This window comes from Bradyrhizobium sp. SZCCHNR1017 (assembly GCF_032381375.1).
GTDB lineage: Bacteria > Pseudomonadota > Alphaproteobacteria > Rhizobiales > Xanthobacteraceae > Bradyrhizobium.
Genome location: NZ_JAUHIR010000003.1, coordinates 697,090 through 716,101, shown reverse-complemented (window position 1 = coordinate 716,101; position 19,012 = coordinate 697,090). Strand labels below are relative to the sequence as shown.

Here is a 19,012-nt window from a genome sequence, read left to right as displayed (position 1 = left end):
GCTTCTAACCATCCTGAATGCCATGATGCGCGACCGAAAACCTTATGCGATCACTCCATCAACATAACAGTTGCCGGCTCAAGGCCGGGACGACACCTTTTGTGACGCGACCAGCGCGGCCCTCACGCGCTCCGCGCCAAGGCGCCGTCGATCATCGCCACCGCATTGTTGACGCCGTAGACCGCGACGAAGGAGCCGAAGCGCGGGCCCTTCTCCTGGCCGAGCAGCACCTGGTAGAGCATGTTGAACCAGTCGAGCGACACGCCGGGCCGGCCGTCCTTGCCCTTCTTGGCGTGGTCGAGGAACGGCTCGCGGCGGCCGATCTCGTAGACCACGTTCTGGATGTCCTCGGCGGGCGCATTCGCAGGAAGATTGGACAGCGCATCGCGCAGGTCCTGCAGCGCCACGCGCTCGCCCTCGGTCGGCTCGCGGAAGGTCTTGGTCGGCGCGACGAAGTCGCGATAGTAGTTGATAGCGTAGCCGACCATCGCGTCGAGCTTGGGATGGGTCTGCGGCGTCACGCCCGGCCGGTAGCGGCCGATGAACCCCCACAGCGTCTCGGCATTCTCCGCGTTCGACGACGACACCAGGGTCAGCAGCAGCTGGAAGGTGACGGGCATGTCGGCCTTCGGCGGGTTTCCGGAATGGATGTGCCAGACCGGATTGCCGAGCTGCTGCTTGGCGTCCTGCTTGGGAAAACCTTCGAGGAACTGCTGGTAGTCGTCGACCATCCGCGGGATGACGTCGAAATACAGCCGCTTCGCCGCCTTGGGCTCGCGATACATGAACAGCGACAGCGATTCCGGCGAGGCGTAGCGCAGCCATTCGTCGATGGTCAGGCCGTTGCCCTTCGACTTCGAGATCTTCTGGCCCTTCTCGTCCAGGAACAGCTCGTAGTTGAAGCCCTCCGGCGGCGTGCCGCCGAGCGCCGCGCAGATCTTGCCCGACAGCTTCACCGAGTCGATCAGGTCCTTGCCGGCCATTTCATAGTCGACGCCCAGCGCATACCAGCGCATCGCCCAGTCGGGCTTCCATTGCAGCTTGCAATGTCCTCCGGTGACCGGAACGGTCATGCGCTCGTTGGTTTCGGGATCGTCATAGGAGATGGTGCCGGCCTTGGCGTCGTGCTCGACGATCGGCACGTACAGCACGAGGCCGGTGCGCGGGCAGATCGGCAGGAACGGCGAGTAGCTCGCCGCGCGCTCCTCGCGCAAGGACGGCAGCATGATCGCCATCACCTTCTCGAGCCGCTCCAGCATCCGCAGCAGCGCCGCGTCGAACTTGCCGGAGGTGTAGTACTCGGTCGACGAGGCAAACTCGTAGTCGAAGCCGAACCGGTCGAGGAAGGCGCGCAGCCGCGCATTGTTGTGCGCGGCGAACGAGGGATATTCGTTGGAGAACGGGTCAGGGATGCGCGACAGCGGCTTGCCGAGGTGGGTGGCCAGCATCTCCTTGTTCGGCACGTTGTCCGGCACCTTGCGCAGGCCGTCCATGTCGTCGGAGAAGGCGATCAGGCGGGTCTTGATCTTGTCCTCGGTCAGCACGCGGAAGGCGTGGCGCACCATCGTGGTGCGCGCCACCTCGCCGAAGGTGCCGATATGCGGCAGGCCGGACGGACCGTAGCCGGTCTCGAACAGCACCTCGTCCTTCGGATTCTTCTTCAGCCGGTTGACGATCGCCTTCGCCTGCTCGAACGGCCAGGCGTTGGATTGTTCGGCAAGCGCGCGCAGGTCGCTCGGGCTGGTTGGGACGAGATCGATCGTGGACATCGTGAAAAAGACTTCTCCGAAGACGTCAGTGCAAAACAGCGGTCATGATACCCGTCATTCCGGGGCGATGCGAAGCATCGAACCCGGAATCTCGAGGTTCCGGGTTCGCGTCTTCGACGCGCCCCGGAACGACGGCAAGCGCTAGAACGGGCTGATCGAGAAGTAGCGCAGCCACAGGTCGGTGTAGCGGCCTTTTTCCCAGACCCGGAACAGCGCCCAGTTCAGCGCCTGGCGCAAGAGGTCGTTGCCCTTGCGCACGGCGATGCCGACGCCCTCGCCGAAATAGCGGCTTTCGACGAAAGGTCCACCGGAAAAGGCGCAGCAATCGCCGGAATCGGTGCCATTGACCCAGAACGCCAGCGAAATGCCGTCGCCGAAGATCAGGTCGACCTCGGCCCGGCGCAGCGCCTGCCGCAGCGCCTCGTCGTTCGGATAGGTCTTGATCTCGGCGTCGGTGAACATCGCCTTGAGGTAGGCCTCGTGCGCGGTGCCGGCGACGGCGCCGATCTTCTTGCCCTCGAGAAATTCGGGGCGGATCTCGGTCATGACGGCGTCGCGGCGGGACACGAAACGCGCGGGCGCCCGGTAATACGGATCGGAGAAATCGGCCCGCGCCCGCATCTGCGGCGTCACCGCGATCGAGGCGATGATCGCATCGCCGCGGTTGGAGGACAGCGCGTCGAGCAGGGTTTCGAACCGGCGCATCTGGACGGTGCAGGTCACCTTGATCTCGTCGCAGATCGCCCTGGCAAGATCGACGTTGAAGCCGGCCGGATTGCCGTCCGGGCCGGTGAAGTTGAACGGAGGATAGTCCGTCTCGGTCAGGAACCGAATCACCGTGAGGCGCGACAGATCGGGCCGCTCCGGCCGGCGTCGCGGGTCCCAGAACCCAGGGACGGCCTGCGGCGCCGCCTCGACGACGGGCCTCACGGGCGCCTGGGCGCGCGCCTCCGAGCCGACTGCGGCCAGGCCGAAGCACAGCAGCGCGCCGGCAATGGCGGCGCGGGCCGCAGGCGCGGATTTCACGGGCTTTGACAAGACGGTCGGCATCAGCAGTCCCGATGGTCAGCGCCTTATAGACCATCCATGCGCAAATTCGAGGCTGGATTCGGCCCGAAGGGGGCCGCCCGGCTGGAGCGTTAACGCGCTCAGAGGTATTTCTTGAGATCCGCCGCCGCTTCCTCGGGCGTCCGCTTCAGGTTGAACGGTGCGACGAACCGGCCGTTGCGGTCCATCAGATACACCAAAGCGGTGTGGTCCATGGTGTAATCACCGTCCTTCAGCGGGACCTTCTTGGCATAGACCCGGTACTCGGTGAGAACCTTCGCCAGCACCTCGGGATCGCCGGTCAGACCCTTCAGATGCGGGTCGAAGCTGGAGAGGTAGTCCTTCATCGCAGCCGGATTGTCGCGCTCGGGGTCGACCGAGACGAAATAGGCGTTGACGCTGTCGGCGTCCTTGCCCATCGCGCGCAGCACCTCGGAGATCTCGAACAGCGAGGTCGGACAGACGTCCGGGCAATGGGTAAAGCCGAAGAAGATCAGCGTCGGCCGCCCCTCCAGGCTCTTCTCGGTGACGACGGCACCGCTCTGGTCGGTCAACTGAAACGGGCCGCCGATCGCGGCCGGCGCCGCGATGTTGCGGCCGCCGCCCATGACAAGGAACATCAGCGACAACCCGACCACCAGGCTGGCGGCGAAGGCTCCGACGATCACCAGCGGACGGGTGACATTGGACGGCATTGCGCGCTCCTTCACTGTCTCTCAGAAGCAGGCCTGCCAGCCGGCCGCGATGGTCTCGAAGAACACCGCGGTCCCGTACTGCGCCCACATCGTCACGGCGCCGACGACAAGCCCGATCGCCGCGATCCCCGCCGCGAGGGCCGGAGCAGAGGCCGGACGCCGGGCTCGCGATGCGGACGGTATCTCTTGGGGCGCTGAAAGAGGCTGCATGATGGCGTACTCATCGGCCGGAGCCGGCCAAGCGGCCCACCCCTCTCGCTCCAGATAAGCCCCGCAGCTGGTCCAGGCAAGCGCCGCAGTCGGGCCGCGATCACCCGAAGCGGCTAGTGCCTCGGTGTGATCAATGGGAGGCAGAGGCCTTGGCGGCAGCCGGCGAGATGGCCGGTGCATTGGGCGGGACGTGCGAGGAGGCCGGAGAGGACGCCTGGGCATCCATATAGCAGGGCTTGTACATTGCCTGCAGCTCCTTGCCCTTCAGGAAGATCATCCGGGGCGTCAGGCCGCCGCGCTGGGTGATCCAGCGGCGGATCGGCGAAGGGTACATCGAGTACAGCATCTGGGTCGCCTCGGGATTGGTGACGGCGCGGCCGTTGGCGCCGAAATCCCAGGCGGCGTGGAAGCCGAGATTGGCATGCGAGGTGACACAGATCTTCTCGTGCGGGATCGCCCCGAGCACGATGGTGCAGGCCGAGGCGCAAAGCCCGTCGATGATCACATACTCACCGGAGGATCGCAGGCCCTGGTACTTGTCGACATAGGTTCCGATCCGGCCACCGCGGTCATCGGCGATCCGGACCACGGCCTGGCTGGCGCCGACCCCCGACAGCAACAGAACGACCGCAAGCAATCCCGTCCAGAATTTCATGTCGAGCCCCAGTGCAACCCGGCGAAAACCGATCTGACCGACTTTGGCACGCTTCGTGTGATGCGCTTCTTGTGATGCTTGGACTGCGGTGGACCTTGCAATCACGACCCCATCCGCAGAACCGGAACGCGAAAGCCAAATCCAAATCGCAAATGCAGCGTGTTTCGAGATCGTGTTTTTGTCCAGGAGAGCGCAGCTGCGAAAGCCAAATTCACCGCGAGTGTTGCAAGCCCGCTGCACCAATGAGTCGCTACCACCGAAAATGGACCAACGCTGGTTCCGGACATGGCGGTGGCGCCACGAGCAAGGCAGAGGCCCGGCATGATTCGCCCATCGGCGCGGCAGCGGCGTCACGGCGGCACAAACGACACTCCGGAGAAACCCGGGGCCGAGCTTCCGCGCGACACGCGCCCCGCTGCCCAGTGACGGCGGGACGCTCGCCCGCTCATCGCTGGCCCAGGGGTGCTCGTGCGATCACGATCGCGGGTGCGGGCTTCCGCCAGCCCCGGCGGCATGGCCGAAATCCGGAGATGCGACGAATGCAATCACAAGTTTGGACCGTTCGGCCGAGCCCCGCGCCGCAAGCGGGCGCGGCAGGGTCTCTCCTCGCACCGCGCCGTCTGGATCGGGAGATGGAGCGAGGTCGGGCCGATATCACGCTGGCAGCCGGGGAGACGATCTGCCTCCCGATGCTCTCGCCGTCTGGACCGAACTAATTATCGGGCAGCCGAATCCGTGCACCAAAGGTGACGAGCGGCGCATCGGCGGCGCCGAGCTGGATCTGCCGCTCCGGCACTTCCTGATAGCTGCCGTCTTCAATCTTTCTTAATTCATATTGCCAGACCGTTAACGTCTCGCCGCGCGCGAGCGCATCGCGGATGCGGCTGGCGCCGCGTCCCGGCAGCTTGACGAGGTCGTCGCGCATCATGCCGATCATCGTCGGGCTCTCGCCGCGATGCAGCTCGAAGAACACCATGCGATTGGGCTTGTCCTGCGGCTTGAGCACGGTATCCGCCGTGAACAGCACAAGACAGATTGCGACGGCAATCCACTTCCAAGTGTCGGACATCATGAGACGCATTCCCCGCACCGCCTCTGCGCGTGGCGTAGCCCTCGCGCAAACGGGCGGCAACTTACAGTTCTGTCATTCCGGATGAGATGACGTTCGACGTAATCGATTCGCTGCGCGCCGGGCGCGATGATGGGCTCCTCATCGTTCACAACATGGAGAGCACCAATGACCAACCCGACCGAGATCGCCGAGAGCTACATCGCGCTGTGGAACGAACGCGATGCCGCGCAGCGCGGCGCATTGCTCGCACGTCACTGGACCGCGGATGCGCTCTATGTCGACCCGCTGATGCGCGGCGAAGGACGCGATGCCGTGGACGGCCTGGTCGCGGGCGTGCAGCAGCGCTTTCCCGACTTCCGCTTTCGCCTGATCGGCTCCGCGGACGGCCACGGTCATCATCTCCGCTTTTCCTGGGAGCTCGGCCCCGAGAATGCGGAAGCCCCGATCCTGGGCACGGATTTCGTCGAGCTGGCCGACGGCCGCATCCGGCGCGTCACCGGGTTTCTCGACAAGGTCCCGCAGGGCGCCTGACGGACGCCCCGATCCGCCCGACCTCCCACAGCAGGGTCGGCCTGCCGCGATTGCCGGGCTCCCATGCGCAGACGCACGATCTGTCTCGTGGTGATTGCGCTACGTCAACGTCGGACCCGGTCCGCCGCTGCAGAGCTTCTGCTTCGCGACGGAGTTCAGGATCGCCGGAGACGGGCGTGCAGCACTCAAATCCCATCGATGATCACGCCATGGCGGCCGACACGCTGGCCGGTATCACCACCTTGCCCGAACTCTGGCGCTGGCGCGTCGAACGGAGCCCGGACAAGCAGGCCTACCGACATTTCGACGCAGGAAGCGGCCGATGGGCGAGCTTCTGCTGGCGCGAGATCGATCTCGTCGTCGAGCGATGGCGGCGAGCGCTCGCGGCCGAGGGCTTCGCCCAGGGGGAGCGTGTCGCCATCCTGATGCCGAACGGGATCGCGCATCTCGCCATTGACCAGGCCGCGCTCTCGCTCGGCCTGGTGCCGGTGCCGATGCATGCCGTCGATAATGCCGACAGCATCGCCTACATCCTCGCCGATTCCGGTGCCCGGCTGCTGCTGGTCGATTCGGACACACGCTGGGATGAGATCGCAGCGGTCGGCGAGGCCCTGCCCGACCTGGGACGGATCGTCTGCGCCGACCGGCAAACGACCCCGCCGACCGGCGATCCGCGCCTCGTCGATCTGGAGGCGTGGTTGAAGGCGCCCGGCGATGCCACGCCTCCCGGCACCCGGATCGCCATCGCGCCGCACGACCTCGCCGCCATCGTCTACACCTCGGGCACGACGGGCCGGCCCAAGGGTGTGATGCTGTCGCACGACAACGTCGTTTCCAACCTCAAGGCCATTCATCAGCGGCTGGCGGCCGATACCGACGACGTATTCCTGTCGTTCCTGCCGCTGTCACACACGTTCGAGCGCACCGCGGGCTACTACTACCCGATCGCCATCGGCGCCTGCGTCGCCTATGCGCGCTCGGTGAAGCAGCTGTCCGAAGATCTGGTGGAGGTCCGTCCGACCATCCTAATCTCCGTGCCGCGCATCTATGAGCGCATCTATTCGGTCATCATGCATCACCGCGCGATCGCAAACCCGCTGGAACGGGTGCTGCTCGACCTGACCATCGCGATCGGCGGCCGTCGCTTCGATGCGCAGCATGGGCGCGGGACGAGACTCTCGGCGTTCGACCGTATCGCGTGGCCGCTGCTGCAACGCCTGGTCGCCGCCAAGGTACTGGCTCGATTCGGCGGACGGCTGCACGTCGCCGTCAGCGGCGGCGCCCCGATCGCCGAGCCGGTGGTGCGGCTGTTCCTGGCGCTCGGGCTCGAGGTGCTGCAGGGCTACGGCATGACCGAGACATCGCCCGTCGTCAGCGTCAACACGCCTGACGACAACGACCCGCGCACCGTCGGCCGCGCCCTGCCGGGCATCGAGGTGCGCATCGGCGACAATGACGAGTTGATGGTGCGCGGCCCGAACGTGATGCTCGGCTATTGGCACCGGCCGGAGGAGACCGCGCTCACCAGGGAAGCCGACGGCTGGCTGCACACCGGCGACCAGGCCCGCATCGACAGCGGACGCATCACCATCACCGGTCGGATCAAGGACATCCTCGTCACCTCGACCGGCGAGAAGATTGCGCCCGCCGATCTGGAAACCGCGATCCTGACCGATCCGCTGTTCGAGCAGGCCATCGTGATCGGCGAGAACCGGCCGTTCCTGACCGCGATCGTCGTGCTCAACGCCAACGGCTGGGCTGAGCAGCAGGCGAGGCTCGCGGCGCACGGCCAGCGCGGCACCGAGGCCGAAGCGGCCTCTCTGCTGCGCCACATTGCGCGAGCCGCGAAGGCCTATCCGTCCTACGCGACGCCGAAGGCGGTGCATTGGACCTTGGAGCCGTGGACCGTGCAGGAAGGCCTGATCACGCCGACGTTGAAGAACAAGCGTCCGGCGATCGAGCGGAGCTTTGCGAAGGAAATCGAGGCGATCTATGCAAAACGCCCGTCAGCTTCGCGGCCGTCGGCTATCGTACGAAGCTGATCTTGCAGGGCACCGCAGCAGGACATTGCGGCATTGGAGCGGGCGAAGGGAATCGAACCCTCGTATGCAGCTTGGGAAGCTGCCGTTCTACCATTGAACTACGCCCGCGCTCGCCAATGCTTAGCCGAGACCATGCGTTTCGCCAAGCGGCTTGTTGCCGCGAGACCGCCAAGGCCCCGGAGGGCAGACGCAAGAGTTCTACCACCGGCCTGATCTCCCGATCGTGATCGGCCGCAACCGCAGGCTCCGGAACGGATCGGGCCGATCGCGCTTTTGCCCGTTGGAAGCGGCGCCTCTCCCTGTTTCGCCACGCCGTGAAGGTCCTGGGAGCTCACATCATGCAAAGCCACAGCCCCGCGTCTCAGACCGCCCCCTCGAAAGCCCTCGCCGTGATGTCGGGTCCGTCGGCGCTCGACCTTTACACCCTCGGCTGCGGTCTGTTCCTGGCCGTCGCGCCCTGGCTGTTCGGCTTCGTCGGCAGCGTCGGCCGCATCAACGCTGAGTTGGCGGGGGCTGCCGTCATCGTGCTCTCGCTCGGCGGCCTTCTTGCGTTTGCCGATTGGGAGGAGTGGCTGAAGGTCGCGCTTGGAGTGTGGCTGGTTGCAGCCCCATGGCTGCTCGGATTCGTGCATACGTCGGCGATGCATGTCAGCATCGCCATCGGGATCACCGTGACCTTCCTGAGTCTGCTCGAACTGTGGCTTGCGCATGATCCCGATTTCGCCGGCGATGGCCCTGCATTGGTGAGCCGGCCGTAGCGGCTTGGCCGATCGCGCGTCGCCCGCGCGCAGCGCCTCCTCCCGCGATCGCGTTGCGATGACAGAGATCGCAGACAGCGATCGCAACGGCACGCTTGACAACCATCACCCAAATCAGGGCAAACCCGCCCCGGTCAGGTCACGCTGTTAACACTTTGTAAACAAAGTTGATGCGGGCGATCGTGACGATGATATGATGTGGTGTGGGGTTGGGGTGGCGTCATGGGGCGTGGGTATACGATCTTTGATACGGCCCTCGGCCGTTGCGGCATTGCGTGGAGCGATGTCGGAATCACCGGCGTACAATTGCCGGAAGCACGGGAAATCGAGACGCGGCGACGCCTGTTTCGCCAGTTTCCCGACGCACGGGAGCAGCGCCCGTGTTCGAATACTGAACTCGCCATCGAAGGCATCGCGGCCATGCTGCGCGGGCAGGATGTCGACTTCTCCGACGTTGCGCTCGACCTCGACGGCGTCACGGCCTTCAACCAGCGCGTCTATGATTGCATTCGCGCCATTCCGCGCGGCGAGACGCGCACCGCCGACGCGATCGCGGACGAACTGCACGTTCCCAAGGCGCTGAATTCGATCGCGCAGGCGCTGAGCAGGAATGCGCTCGTGCTGATCGTTCCCTGTCACCGCGTGCGTGACATCGGCAACGGCCTCGACAAGCCGTCGCCCAACAGCGGCATCGTCTCCAAGCGTCGGCTGCTGTCGCTCGAAGGCGCAAAGCCTCATGCGGGCCTGACGTTGTTCGACGCGTTTCTCGCCATCGACAGGCCGCGCGCATTGTAAGCCCGCCTTCGCGCGTCGCGCGATATTATCTCGCACGACGCCCTCCTCTTTCCGCCGCAATGCGCTAGATTTACAGGATGACCAGCACCATCCTGTTCGAAAGCCGCGACGTCACCGTGTCCGAGTTCCGCTGTGCAGCGGTCCCGGGCGAGCGTCCCTATGTCGAGCAGTATGCCGGCTACTCGCTGTCCTATGTGCGCAAGGGCAGCTTCGGCTGCCGGCACCGCGGCCGCTTCTTCGAACTGGTCACCGGCTCGCTGCTGGTGGGCCATCCCGGCGATGAGTTCATGTGCACGCACGATCACGTCTGCGGCGACGAATGCCTGTCATTCTTCTTCGATGATGCGCTCATCGACGAGATCGGCTGCGACAGGCAGGCCTGGCGGGCTGGCGCGATGCCGCCGCTGCCGGAGCTCATGGTCCTCGGTGAGCTCGCGCAGGCCGTCGCCGCGCGCGAGCAGGACCTCGGTCTGGACGAGGTTGGACAGATCATCGCCAGCCGCTTCGTCGCGACCGCCACGGGCCGGCAGGAATGGGCGGCGACGCCGAGCCTGCGCGATCGCCGGCGCGCGGTGGAGAGCGCATTGTGGATCGACGACAATGCGGAGCGCGACATCGACCTGGCGGCTGCGGCGCACGAAGCCGGCGTCAGCCCGTTCCATTTCCTGCGGCTGTTCGCGGCGACGATCGGCGTGACGCCGCATCAATATCTGATCCGCTCCCGCTTGCGGCGCGCCGCACGGCGTCTCAGCGAGGAGGACACGCCGGTCACCACCATCGCCTATGATTCGGGCTTTGCCGACCTGTCGAATTTCACCCGCACATTCGCGCGCGCTGCCGGCGTGTCGCCGGCGAAGTTTCGCAAGGTCTCGCGCGGCGAGCGCAAGATTCTCCAAGACCATCTGAGCCGCCATTGATTGGATGATCTCAGCGCGTGCGGCAGCCGCATGCGAAGCATGGAGATCATCGATGTACGATCATATCGGCCTCAAGGTCGGCAATCTCGACGCCAGCGTCCGCTTCTACACATCGGCGCTGGCGCCGCTCGGCCACATCCTCTGCTCCAAGGACGAGGCGTCGGCGGGCATCGGCCCGAAGGGGGAGCCGGCGCTGTGGCTGTATGTCGACAAGGGCGCCAGCAAGGGCGCCGCCCATATCGCGTTCCGCGCCCAGGACCACGCGGCCGTCGCCAGATTCCACAGCGAGGGGCTGAAGGCCGGCGGCAGCGACAATGGCGGCGCCGGGCCGCGCGCGGACTACAGTCCGACCTACTACGCCGCCCTCCTGATCGATCCCGACGGCAACAACATCGAAGCCGTGTGTCCGTGAGGTCAAGCCCATGGCATCCATCCAGAAGGACATTCCGATCGCAGCCCCGGCGGGTGCAGTGTGGGACGCCGTGCGGGATTTCGGCGCTGTTCATACCAGGGTGGCGCCCGGCTTCGTCACCGGCACCACGCTCGACGGCGACGTCCGCATTGTCAGCTTCGCCAACGGCAGCGTGGTGCGCGAGCAGCTGGTCGACTGCGACGATCAACGCCGGCGCCTCGTCTATGCCATCAAGAACGAACGCATCAGCCAGCACAGTGCGTCGTTTCAGATCATCCCGGAAGGCGAGGAGCGCTGCCGGGTGATCTGGACCACCGACGTGCTGCCGCACGAGATCGCACCCTATATCGATCAGCAGATGGAGCTCGGCGCGCGCGCGATGCAGGACACGTTGGGCAGGCTGCGCGGATAGCGGCTCAGCCGATACGCGCCGGCGGCGGCCCGCGCGAGTCAAGGCCGCGTCCGGCCGTCAGCACGGCCGGGCGCAGCTCCAGCGCTGCGGCCGGCTTCGGGCCCCAGCGGGTGAGCATGACGCTGGCGAGCGTCAGCACCCCGAGCAGGACCATCGAGGACGCCGCCAGCATGAAGAAGTCGCCCTCGGTCGCGGCACGGCTCAACAGATAGCTGCCACCCGCAGCGATGAAGACGAGCCGCACCGTCTGCGCCAGCACCGGACCGAGCACCCTGGCGGCACCCTGCGAGGAGAAATACATCGAGATCGCCAGGCCGATGAAGGCATACATCGGCGCCGCGACCTGGAGATAGTGCCGGCCCGCGCTGCGCGCGCTCTCGTCCTGGGTGAAGATGTCGACCCACAATTGCGGGACGATCGCGATCAGCGTCGACAGCGCGCCCACCGACGCGAACGACACCAGTCCCGCCGTCCAGGCGATGCGGCGGGCGCGCGCGATTCTCTCCGCACCGATCGCCATGCCGACCATCGGCACCGAGGCCATGCCGACGGAGAATGCGACCGTGGTCATCATGAACTCGAGCCGCGCGCCGATGCCGTAGCCGGCGAGCACGGCGGTGCCGAACGACGCCAGCATATGCGTGAAGATCGCGATCGACAGCACGGATTGCAGCGGCGAGAAGCAGGCGACGGCGCCGACCTTGAGAATGTCGGCGAACATCGCGCCGCTGATCTTCAGGCCCCGCAGCTTCGGCCGCACGCGCGCGCGGCCGGAGAACAGGTACCAGCCCATCACCGAGATGCTGACGCAGAACGCCAGCAGCGCGCCGGCGGCGACGCCGCGCATGCCGAGCCCGAGGACCAGGCTGAGCGTGCCGCCCAATACGATCTGCAGCAGCGCCGAGCTGAGGATCATGAACGACGGCAGCTTCATGTTGCCGGTGCCGCGCAGGATGCCAGCCATCGAGTTCATCAGCCAGGGCAGGATCGCGCCGCCGAAGAAGATCTGCAGATAGGCCGTGGCATGGCTCAGCACCGCGCCGCGGCCGCCGAGCACCTCCAGCAAGGCAGGGCCGAACGCCAGCATGCCGATCATGAAGGTCGCGCCGAACAATAGCGCGATCAGCAGCGCGTGCGTGGCGAGCGTCGAGGCCCGCTCGGCGTCGCCGGCGCCGAGCGCGCGCGCGATCGCCGAGGCCACGCCGCCGCCCATCGCGCCGCCGGACATCGTCATGGTCAGGATCACCAGCGGAAACACCAGCGCCATCGCCGCCAGCGCCTCGATACCGAGCCGGCCGATATAGGAGGTCTCGGCGATGACGACGCAGGTGCCGGCCGTGTTCGCGATGATGTTGGGCCAGGCCAGCGACAGCAGGGTGCGCAGGATGGGTCCGTCGACGAGCTTATTCCGGACCGGCTTCTCGGGGGGCGGCAACGCACGCCCCTCGCCGACCGGATTGTCGGCCAGGCCGATCTCGGACATCTCAGCTCCCCGCTCGGCCGCGCAGGCCGCGGCCGTGTTATCGTTCGATTGCTCTCGCTTTCCTAGCACGGCGCTGGCGCGCGCCCTGTGCGGCAGGCGCATTGGGGGTGCGCGGCAGACGCAGCCGCGCTCAGAGACGGAAATGCTTGGAGAGCTTCAGGCCCTGGGCCTGGTAGTTGGAGCCGATGCGGCTGCCATACATCGCATTCGGCCGCGCCAGCATCTTCTCGTAGACGAGACGGCCGACGATCTGGCCGTGCTCGAGGATGAACGGCACCTCGCGCGAGCGCACCTCGAGCACCGCGCGCGAGCCCTGCCCGCCGGCGCCGGCATAGCCGAAGCCGGGATCGAAGAAGCCGGCATAGTGGACGCGGAATTCGCCGACCAGCGGATCGAACGGCACCATCTCCGCGGCGTAGTCCGGCGGCACCTGCACGGCCTCCTTGGAGGCCAGGATGTAGAACTCGCCGGGATCGAGAATGAGGCTGCCGTCGGGACGTGCCTTGATCGGCTCCCAGAACTCCTCGACCGGATAGCCGGCGCGGCGGTCGACGTCGACGACGCCGGTGTGGCGCTTGGCGCGATAGCCGACATTGCCGTTCGCATTGCTGCCGGACAGGTCGACGGAAAGCGCGACGCCGCCGGTGAGATCGGCATCGTCGCGATCCACCAGTCGCTCGGCCTGGTGCAGCGCGATCAGTTCGTCCTCCGACAGGACCGCGTCGCGATAGCGGAAGCGAACCTGGGACAGGCGCGAGCCCTCGCGCAGCAGGACCGGGAACGTCTTCGGGCTGATCTCGGCATAGAGCGGGCCGTGATAGCCCGCGCCGATCATGTCGAAGCGTCGCGTGCCGTCGGCGATCACGCGGGTGAACACGTCGAGCCGCCCGGTCGAGCTTTTCGGATTGGCGGCCGCGACGATGTCCTTCGGCAGCGCCAAGCTCTCCAACAGCGGCACGATGTAGACGCAGTTGGTCTCCAGCACCGCGCCGTCGGCAAGTGCGAATTCGTGCAGCTTGAGCTCGTCGATGCGCTCGGCGACCGTCGCGCCCGGCCCGGGCAGGAAGCTCGCACGCACGCGATAGGCGATGTCGCCGAGCCGCAGATCGAGGCTCGCCGGCTGGATCTGGCTCTCGACGAAATCATATTCGGGGATGATCAGGCCAGCCTCCGTCATCGCCACGATCATGCGATCGGGGAGGATGCCGTGGGCGTCGGGGCTGAGCGAAAACGGCAAGACCTGATCCTTTGCAGGCGCCGGAACGGCGGCTTATGGAGCCAATATAGGGTCTTTTGACCGGTTATCCGATGGCTGGCTTGACGGAAAGGCCGGTTGCGACTATGAGCACGACTTATCCCGTGGTGATTTGAGCCGGCCGGCTTGCAGCCACGTTAAATAAGTCGCTAAACAGGCCGGGGACGAATGTGATCCCGGCCTTGAGGTTTTGTCCCAGGCCGGTTTTTTTGTGCCCATCGCTCAAGGCGGTGGCCACGATGGAGGTCACATGTCGAAGTCCCCCGCGAAGGCGCCGGCGTCGTTCGCCCACTATCGTCCCGAAACGAGGCTGGTGCATTCTGGCACCTTGCGCTCCGAATTCGGCGAGACCGCCGAGGCGCTCTATCTCACCCAAGGGTTCGTCTACGCCACCGCCGAGGAATGCGAGGCGCGCTTCAAGGGCGAGGATCCCGGCTTCATCTATTCGCGCTTCTCCAATCCCACCACGGCGATGTTCGAGCGCCGCATGATCGAGCTCGAGGGCGCCGAGGCCTGCCGCTCGGCCGCAACCGGAATGGCCGCGGTCACCACGGCAATCCTGGCTCCCCTCCGTGCCGGCGACCACGTCGTCGCGGCCAAGGCGCTGTTCGGCTCGTGCCGCTACGTGGTCGAGGATCTCTTGCCGCGCTACGGCATCGAGTCGACCCTGGTCGATGGGCTCGACCTCGCCCAGTGGCAGAAGGCGGTCAGACCCAACACCAAGTCGTTCTTCCTGGAGAGCCCGACCAATCCGACGCTCGACGTGATGGACATCCCCGCCATCGCCGAGATCGCGCACGCCCATGGCGCGCGGCTGATCGTCGACAACGTGTTCGCCACCCCGATCTGGCAGAGCCCGCTCGCGCTCGGCGCTGACGTCGTGGTGTATTCCGCGACCAAGCACATCGACGGCCAAGGTCGCTGTCTCGGCGGTGTGATCCTGTCGTCGGAGGCGTTCATCGCCGAGCACATCCACAATTTCATGCGCCAGACCGGCCCGTCGATCTCGCCGTTCAACGCCTGGGTCCTGCTCAAGGGCCTGGAGACCCTGGCGGTGCGCGTGCGCGCGCAGACCGAGACGGCGGCGAAGGTGGCCGACTTCCTCGCCGCGCATCGGAAGATCTCGCGGCTGATCTATCCGGGCCGCGAGGACCATCCGCAGGCGGCAACCGTCCGCAAGCAGATGCGCGCCGGCTCGACCCTGGTCGGCTTCGAGGTCAAGGGCGGCAAGGCGGCGGCGTTCCGCACGCTCAACGGGCTCAAGCTCGCGCGCATCTCCAACAATCTCGGCGACGCCAAGACGCTGGTCACGCACCCGGCGACGACGACGCATCAGCGGCTGACGCCGGAGGCGCGCGCCGAGCTCGGCATCAGCGAGGGCTTCATCCGCTTCTCCGCCGGACTCGAGCATGCCGACGATCTGATCGAGGATCTCGACGCCGCCCTCAACGCGGCGTAGCGAATGGCGAATAGAGAGTAGCGAGTAGTAGGATCTCTTTCTCTATTCGCTACTCGCTGTTCCCCACTCGCCCTCGATCACATCGGCCGATAGGTCGGCACCTCGGCCGGTGCGTTGATGCCGAGCTTGACCTGGCCGACCGAGCGGATGATGTCGTCGCCGAGCAACTGGGCGAAGCAGGCATAGCCCCAATCGCTCATGTGCAGGCCGTCCGAGATCACGAACTCGTTGATCGGGATCGCCTGGCGCTCGTGCCAGTCGCGCATCACCTCGAAGCGCGGGAAGATGCCGGCGTGATGCAGCTCGGCAATACGCCCGAGCAGCTTGTTCATGCGGCTGGCGTTCTCCGAGCGCTCGTTGACGCGCGGCGAATATTGCAGGTCGACCAGCACGACATCGGAGGCCGCCGCCTGGATCTTGGCAACGCCATCCTCGACCAGCCTGGCGGTCTCGGCCGGATCGAGATCGCGCAGCACGGCATTGGTGCCGACCTGCCAGATCACGAGATCCGGACGCCGGTCGATCACCGACGTCTCCAGTCGCTTCATCATCTCCGGCGCATCCTCGCCGCCGACGCCGGCATTGATGACGCTGATGTCGACCATCGGATATTGCCGGCGCAACTGCGCGGCGAGCCGGTTCGGATAGGTGTAGTCCGGCGCGCTCGCGCCAAAGCCCTGCGTCGACGATGAGCCGAAGGCGACGATCACGACCGGCAGGCCGGAGGCGAGCTTGTTGGCGACGTGCGGCAGCGAAATGAAGTTCTTCTTGGCGACACCCTTCGGCGGCAGGCACGGCACGCGGTTGAAGATGTCGGTGGCCGATTTGGCGACCTGCTTGACCTTGTCGATCGCCCGCTCGGTGATGCTGCGCGATTGCGGCGGCGTGGCCGCGACGGCCTGCCCGGCTGCAGCCGGCGGCTGTGCATCGGTCATGGCCGGCGCGGTCGTCGCCGCGGGCGGCGAGGTCGTGGCCGCCGGGCGCACCGCGGCGATCGGCCCGCGCATCTGATCGTTCGCCTGCGCCAATGTGATGTGACCGGTGCTCGGTCGCAGCTCGCTGATCAACGGAGGCTTCGGACCGGAGCTCTCCACATCGGAAAGCGCGGCGGGTGCAGCCGGCGCTGCGCTCTGCGCCCGTACCTTCTGCGGGCTCAGCGCGAGGGCGATGGCAATGACCGCAACGGCCGAAAGCTTCTCCCATGTCCCGGATACGCGGTGACACTCATTCGACGTCATGAACGACATAATCCTAGTTCTGCTGCGCCGGCCCGATATGCGCCGCGTCGATGATGAACTTCGACAGCGCCCGGCCGATGCAGTCATGAACCTGCCTGGCCAGCTCGACCCCGTGCGTCGGATTGAACAGGTCGAAATCGCCCTGCTCGTTCCACTGCCGCATGATGGCAAACCGATCGAACAGCGGGATGTCGCGCTGCTGCGCCACCACACGCATGTTGTCGACATAGGGCGGCACGGAGATCAATGTTTCCGTCCGCGGACTGTATTGCAGGTTCATCAAGACGACGTCAGCTCCCGCCTTCTGCAGCGTCGCCACACCGTCGTCGACCGCCTGCCGGAACTCATCAGGATCGATCGACCGCATGGCGTCGACCGTGCCGGTCTGCCAGATGACCAAATTAGGCCGTTTTCCTTCCACCAGTTTAACGAGATTGCCCGCGACCTCCTCGGCCGTCTTCTTGGGCTGCAGTTCGACGCTGAGATTGACGGTGACGGCCGGCAGCTTGTCCTTCAGCGCCGCCTGCAGACGGGCGGGGTAGGCATTTGCGTCGGAGGTGCTGACAATGGAGGATGAGCGGCTTCCGACGACGAGAATATCCAGCGTGCGGCCATTCTTGACGGCGTCTGCAACCTTCGGGAGCGGGCTCTCGGTTGTCAGCAGGTAGGCCGGCACCTCGCAGTTCTGCGGCGCATCTTCCGCGCGCGCGGAGGCCGCCAGCGAAACAGCCAGCGCTGCGATACCCAACCTTAACCACGAGACGGACTTCATCAGCCCCCTCCCGCCAGATCGGCGTTGCTGCGCGCACCTTTTCGCGCGGCCCCCTTATCGGCCTCACGCTTGTACCACGAAATCAACGACGCCACCCCCCACATGATGAGGATGCCGCAAAGGCTGATCACCGCGTGCATCATGGCGCCGCCGGACACTTCGGCAAGGACGAAGTGGCCCGCAAACGCCAGAAACACGCCAAGACAGAAGATCTCGAGCGAGTGTTGCCCACAAACAATCAGCGGACGCAGCCACGGCGACTTCAAGAGCGGCCAATCCTTGCGCAAATAGTGCACGGTGAGTGCTGCGAGTGCGAGAAAATGCGCGAAACGCAACACGTCAAGGTCGGTCTTGTCGATCGGATACATCCACTGCTCGATTCGGCGCGGCATCAGATGGCCGAGCTGCGGAATGTACCAGGTCAGGGTCACGCAGAAGGCCGCGACCAGATAGGCGACGCAGAGCCCGAGCGTGATCGGTGAGTTGATGATGCGCGACATGCGCTGGGCGCCCCCGAGCGCGCACCAGGCCCCGAACACGAACAGGAGCTGCCAGGCGAACGGGTTGAACGCCCAGAAGCCGTTCGGATAGGCCGTCAGATAGAGATCGAGCTCCCAGGTGAGTGCGTAGAGAACGACCGAGAGCCCGAGCGTGACGTCAGGACGCCAGCGCATCAGCCACAGGATCAGCGGCAGGAACAGCATCAGCACGATGTAGAGCGGCAGCACGTCCATGTTGACGGGGCGGAAGCGCAGGATCAGCGCCTGCACGATCGTCACGTCCGGCTGCTTGAGAAAGTCCATGATCCCCATCTCTTCGGTGTAGAGCGGGTTCTCGAAGCTGGTCGCGACGTAGGAGATCTCGGCAAGGAAGATCGTGAACAGGAAGACGTGGGCGACGTAGATCTGCCAGACGCGGCGCAGGATGCGCGCGGTGGCGACGATGAAGCCGGCATCCTGCATCGCCCGGCCATAGACGAATGCCGCCGTGTAGCCGGAGATGAAGATGAAGATCTCGGTGGCGTCGGAGAAGCCGTAGTTGCGGATCGTGAACCAGGTCAGCAGGTTCGGCGGCAGGTGGTCGATGAAGATCAGCCAGAGCGCCAGCCCGCGAAACAGGTCGAGCCGCAGCTCGCGCTCGCCGACCGCCGGGAAGGTGATCGCAGGAGCAGCGGTGGTGGCGGGTGCAGCGGTGACGGCCGGCGCGGCCGCGACGGCAGATGCAGATGCAGCCGCGCTCGCCGCGGCGGCAGTCTCCGCAGCCGGCGCGGGTGCGGCGCTGGCGGCGGGGGCGGACGGTCCGGCAGGGCGATCGACAATCGACGTCATCAGGCACCGCGTCAAGGCTGCCAGCCCTCGAGGCCCGGCAGGGGAAATGTAGGGCTGCGCAGATTTTACGCAAGCGATGAAGGACTTATCAGCTGGGCCGTGCCCAGTTTTTCGACCTTGGCGGACGGCTGGTGGGCGATCGCACGGCGCAGGACAGGTCGA

General features: G+C 65.9%; 19 protein-coding genes, 1 tRNA gene and 1 riboswitch. Of the genes, 8 read left to right on the top strand and 12 right to left on the bottom strand.

Features of this window, described 5'->3' with window-relative positions:
• Window positions 1-122 precede the first annotated feature (122 nt).
• From QW863_RS12165 to QW863_RS12140, 6 genes are all read right to left on the bottom strand, one after another.
• Window positions 123-1,769: a lysine--tRNA ligase gene (locus QW863_RS12165; protein ID WP_315717164.1), complete on the bottom strand. Its 1,647-nt coding sequence runs from the start codon at window positions 1,767-1,769 to the stop codon at window positions 123-125.
• A gap of 141 nt (window positions 1,770-1,910) precedes the next feature.
• Entirely contained in the window at window positions 1,911-2,819 is a 909-nt protein-coding gene (locus QW863_RS12160; protein ID WP_315717163.1) for a transporter substrate-binding domain-containing protein, read from the bottom strand.
• Window positions 2,820-2,917: 98 nt separating this feature from the next.
• Window positions 2,918-3,511, bottom strand: coding sequence for an SCO family protein (locus QW863_RS12155; protein ID WP_315717162.1), 594 nt, complete (start codon window positions 3,509-3,511; stop codon window positions 2,918-2,920).
• A gap of 21 nt (window positions 3,512-3,532) precedes the next feature.
• A complete protein-coding gene (locus QW863_RS12150) occupies window positions 3,533-3,721 on the bottom strand; it encodes a hypothetical protein (protein ID WP_315717161.1) in 189 nt (62 codons plus the stop codon).
• Between the two features lie 130 nt (window positions 3,722-3,851).
• Window positions 3,852-4,376: a hypothetical protein gene (locus QW863_RS12145; protein ID WP_315717160.1), complete on the bottom strand. Its 525-nt coding sequence runs from the start codon at window positions 4,374-4,376 to the stop codon at window positions 3,852-3,854.
• Window positions 4,377-5,088: 712 nt separating this feature from the next.
• On the bottom strand, window positions 5,089-5,448 hold the full coding sequence (locus QW863_RS12140; protein ID WP_315717159.1) for a hypothetical protein: 360 nt from the start codon (window positions 5,446-5,448) through the stop codon (window positions 5,089-5,091).
• Between the two features lie 165 nt (window positions 5,449-5,613).
• Here QW863_RS12140 and QW863_RS12135 point away from each other — a divergent pair, with 165 nt between their 5' ends.
• Window positions 5,614-5,979 carry a nuclear transport factor 2 family protein gene (locus QW863_RS12135; RefSeq protein WP_315717158.1) on the top strand — a complete coding sequence of 122 codons (366 nt, stop codon included), beginning with the start codon at window positions 5,614-5,616 and terminating at the stop codon, window positions 5,977-5,979.
• A 176-nt stretch (window positions 5,980-6,155) separates the two neighbouring features.
• Complete coding sequence (locus QW863_RS12130) at window positions 6,156-8,021, top strand: AMP-dependent synthetase/ligase (protein WP_315717157.1); 1,866 nt, start codon at window positions 6,156-6,158, stop codon at window positions 8,019-8,021.
• Window positions 8,022-8,055: 34 nt separating this feature from the next.
• On the opposite strand, the gene QW863_RS12125 is transcribed toward QW863_RS12130, so the two are convergent.
• Window positions 8,056-8,129, bottom strand: a tRNA-Gly gene (locus QW863_RS12125).
• Between the two features lie 230 nt (window positions 8,130-8,359).
• On the opposite strand from QW863_RS12125, the gene QW863_RS12120 reads away from it, so the two are divergent.
• From QW863_RS12120 to QW863_RS12100, 5 genes are all read left to right on the top strand, one after another.
• Window positions 8,360-8,779, top strand: coding sequence for an SPW repeat protein (locus QW863_RS12120; protein WP_315717156.1), 420 nt, complete (start codon window positions 8,360-8,362; stop codon window positions 8,777-8,779).
• A 222-nt stretch (window positions 8,780-9,001) separates the two neighbouring features.
• Window positions 9,002-9,574 (top strand): methylated-DNA--[protein]-cysteine S-methyltransferase, encoded by a 573-nt coding sequence (locus QW863_RS12115; protein ID WP_315717155.1) that lies wholly within the window; start codon window positions 9,002-9,004, stop codon window positions 9,572-9,574.
• 77 nt (window positions 9,575-9,651) lie between these two features.
• Complete coding sequence (locus QW863_RS12110; protein ID WP_315717154.1) at window positions 9,652-10,491, top strand: AraC family transcriptional regulator; 840 nt, start codon at window positions 9,652-9,654, stop codon at window positions 10,489-10,491.
• A gap of 52 nt (window positions 10,492-10,543) precedes the next feature.
• The gene (locus QW863_RS12105) at window positions 10,544-10,903 is read left to right on the top strand and encodes a VOC family protein (RefSeq protein ID WP_315717153.1); all 360 of its coding nucleotides are present in this window, start codon (window positions 10,544-10,546) and stop codon (window positions 10,901-10,903) included.
• Between the two features lie 10 nt (window positions 10,904-10,913).
• Window positions 10,914-11,315: an SRPBCC family protein gene (locus QW863_RS12100; RefSeq protein ID WP_315717152.1), complete on the top strand. Its 402-nt coding sequence runs from the start codon at window positions 10,914-10,916 to the stop codon at window positions 11,313-11,315.
• Window positions 11,316-11,319: 4 nt separating this feature from the next.
• Here QW863_RS12100 and QW863_RS12095 read toward each other — a convergent pair whose 3' ends face one another.
• Window positions 11,320-12,798, bottom strand: a complete 1,479-nt coding sequence (locus tag QW863_RS12095; RefSeq protein WP_315717151.1) for an MATE family efflux transporter — start codon at window positions 12,796-12,798, stop codon at window positions 11,320-11,322.
• Window positions 12,799-12,928: 130 nt separating this feature from the next.
• The gene (locus QW863_RS12090; protein ID WP_315717150.1) at window positions 12,929-14,035 is read right to left on the bottom strand and encodes a 2'-deoxycytidine 5'-triphosphate deaminase; all 1,107 of its coding nucleotides are present in this window, start codon (window positions 14,033-14,035) and stop codon (window positions 12,929-12,931) included.
• A gap of 112 nt (window positions 14,036-14,147) precedes the next feature.
• Window positions 14,148-14,227: riboswitch (SAM riboswitch) on the top strand.
• A 76-nt stretch (window positions 14,228-14,303) separates the two neighbouring features.
• On the opposite strand from QW863_RS12090, the gene QW863_RS12085 reads away from it, so the two are divergent.
• Window positions 14,304-15,512, top strand: a complete 1,209-nt coding sequence (locus tag QW863_RS12085) for an O-succinylhomoserine sulfhydrylase (RefSeq protein WP_315717149.1) — start codon at window positions 14,304-14,306, stop codon at window positions 15,510-15,512.
• Between the two features lie 77 nt (window positions 15,513-15,589).
• On the opposite strand, the gene QW863_RS12080 is transcribed toward QW863_RS12085, so the two are convergent.
• From QW863_RS12080 to QW863_RS12070, 3 genes are read right to left on the bottom strand one after another with little or no spacing between them, the layout of a single operon-like run.
• A complete protein-coding gene (locus QW863_RS12080; protein ID WP_315717148.1) occupies window positions 15,590-16,750 on the bottom strand; it encodes a GDSL-type esterase/lipase family protein in 1,161 nt (386 codons plus the stop codon).
• 13 nt (window positions 16,751-16,763) lie between these two features.
• Complete coding sequence (locus tag QW863_RS12075; protein WP_315717147.1) at window positions 16,764-17,522, bottom strand: SGNH/GDSL hydrolase family protein; 759 nt, start codon at window positions 17,520-17,522, stop codon at window positions 16,764-16,766.
• Window positions 17,522-18,850, bottom strand: a complete 1,329-nt coding sequence (locus QW863_RS12070; RefSeq protein WP_315717146.1) for an OpgC domain-containing protein — start codon at window positions 18,848-18,850, stop codon at window positions 17,522-17,524. Before QW863_RS12070 ends, QW863_RS12075 begins: the two co-directional genes overlap by 1 nt.
• Window positions 18,851-19,012 lie beyond the last annotated feature (162 nt).

Bases quoted from the DNA above. Each gene is read 5' to 3' on its own strand.
- QW863_RS12075 (WP_315717147.1), bottom strand. From the start codon at position 17,522: ATGAAGTCCGTCTCGTGGTTAAGGTTGGGTATCGCAGCGCTGGCTGTT.
- QW863_RS12100 (WP_315717152.1), top strand. From the start codon at position 10,914: ATGGCATCCATCCAGAAGGACATTCCGATCGCAGCCCCGGCGGGTGCA.
- QW863_RS12165 (WP_315717164.1), bottom strand. From the start codon at position 1,769: ATGTCCACGATCGATCTCGTCCCAACCAGCCCGAGCGACCTGCGCGCG.
- QW863_RS12155 (WP_315717162.1), bottom strand. From the start codon at position 3,511: ATGCCGTCCAATGTCACCCGTCCGCTGGTGATCGTCGGAGCCTTCGCC.
- QW863_RS12150 (WP_315717161.1), bottom strand. From the start codon at position 3,721: ATGCAGCCTCTTTCAGCGCCCCAAGAGATACCGTCCGCATCGCGAGCC.
- QW863_RS12145 (WP_315717160.1), bottom strand. From the start codon at position 4,376: ATGAAATTCTGGACGGGATTGCTTGCGGTCGTTCTGTTGCTGTCGGGG.
- QW863_RS12140 (WP_315717159.1), bottom strand. From the start codon at position 5,448: ATGATGTCCGACACTTGGAAGTGGATTGCCGTCGCAATCTGTCTTGTG.
- QW863_RS12110 (WP_315717154.1), top strand. From the start codon at position 9,652: ATGACCAGCACCATCCTGTTCGAAAGCCGCGACGTCACCGTGTCCGAG.
- QW863_RS12135 (WP_315717158.1), top strand. From the start codon at position 5,614: ATGACCAACCCGACCGAGATCGCCGAGAGCTACATCGCGCTGTGGAAC.
- QW863_RS12095 (WP_315717151.1), bottom strand. From the start codon at position 12,798: ATGTCCGAGATCGGCCTGGCCGACAATCCGGTCGGCGAGGGGCGTGCG.
- QW863_RS12085 (WP_315717149.1), top strand. From the start codon at position 14,304: ATGTCGAAGTCCCCCGCGAAGGCGCCGGCGTCGTTCGCCCACTATCGT.
- QW863_RS12080 (WP_315717148.1), bottom strand. From the start codon at position 16,750: ATGACGTCGAATGAGTGTCACCGCGTATCCGGGACATGGGAGAAGCTT.
- QW863_RS12070 (WP_315717146.1), bottom strand. From the start codon at position 18,850: ATGACGTCGATTGTCGATCGCCCTGCCGGACCGTCCGCCCCCGCCGCC.
- QW863_RS12105 (WP_315717153.1), top strand. From the start codon at position 10,544: ATGTACGATCATATCGGCCTCAAGGTCGGCAATCTCGACGCCAGCGTC.
- QW863_RS12115 (WP_315717155.1), top strand. From the start codon at position 9,002: ATGGGGCGTGGGTATACGATCTTTGATACGGCCCTCGGCCGTTGCGGC.
- QW863_RS12120 (WP_315717156.1), top strand. From the start codon at position 8,360: ATGCAAAGCCACAGCCCCGCGTCTCAGACCGCCCCCTCGAAAGCCCTC.
- QW863_RS12160 (WP_315717163.1), bottom strand. From the start codon at position 2,819: ATGCCGACCGTCTTGTCAAAGCCCGTGAAATCCGCGCCTGCGGCCCGC.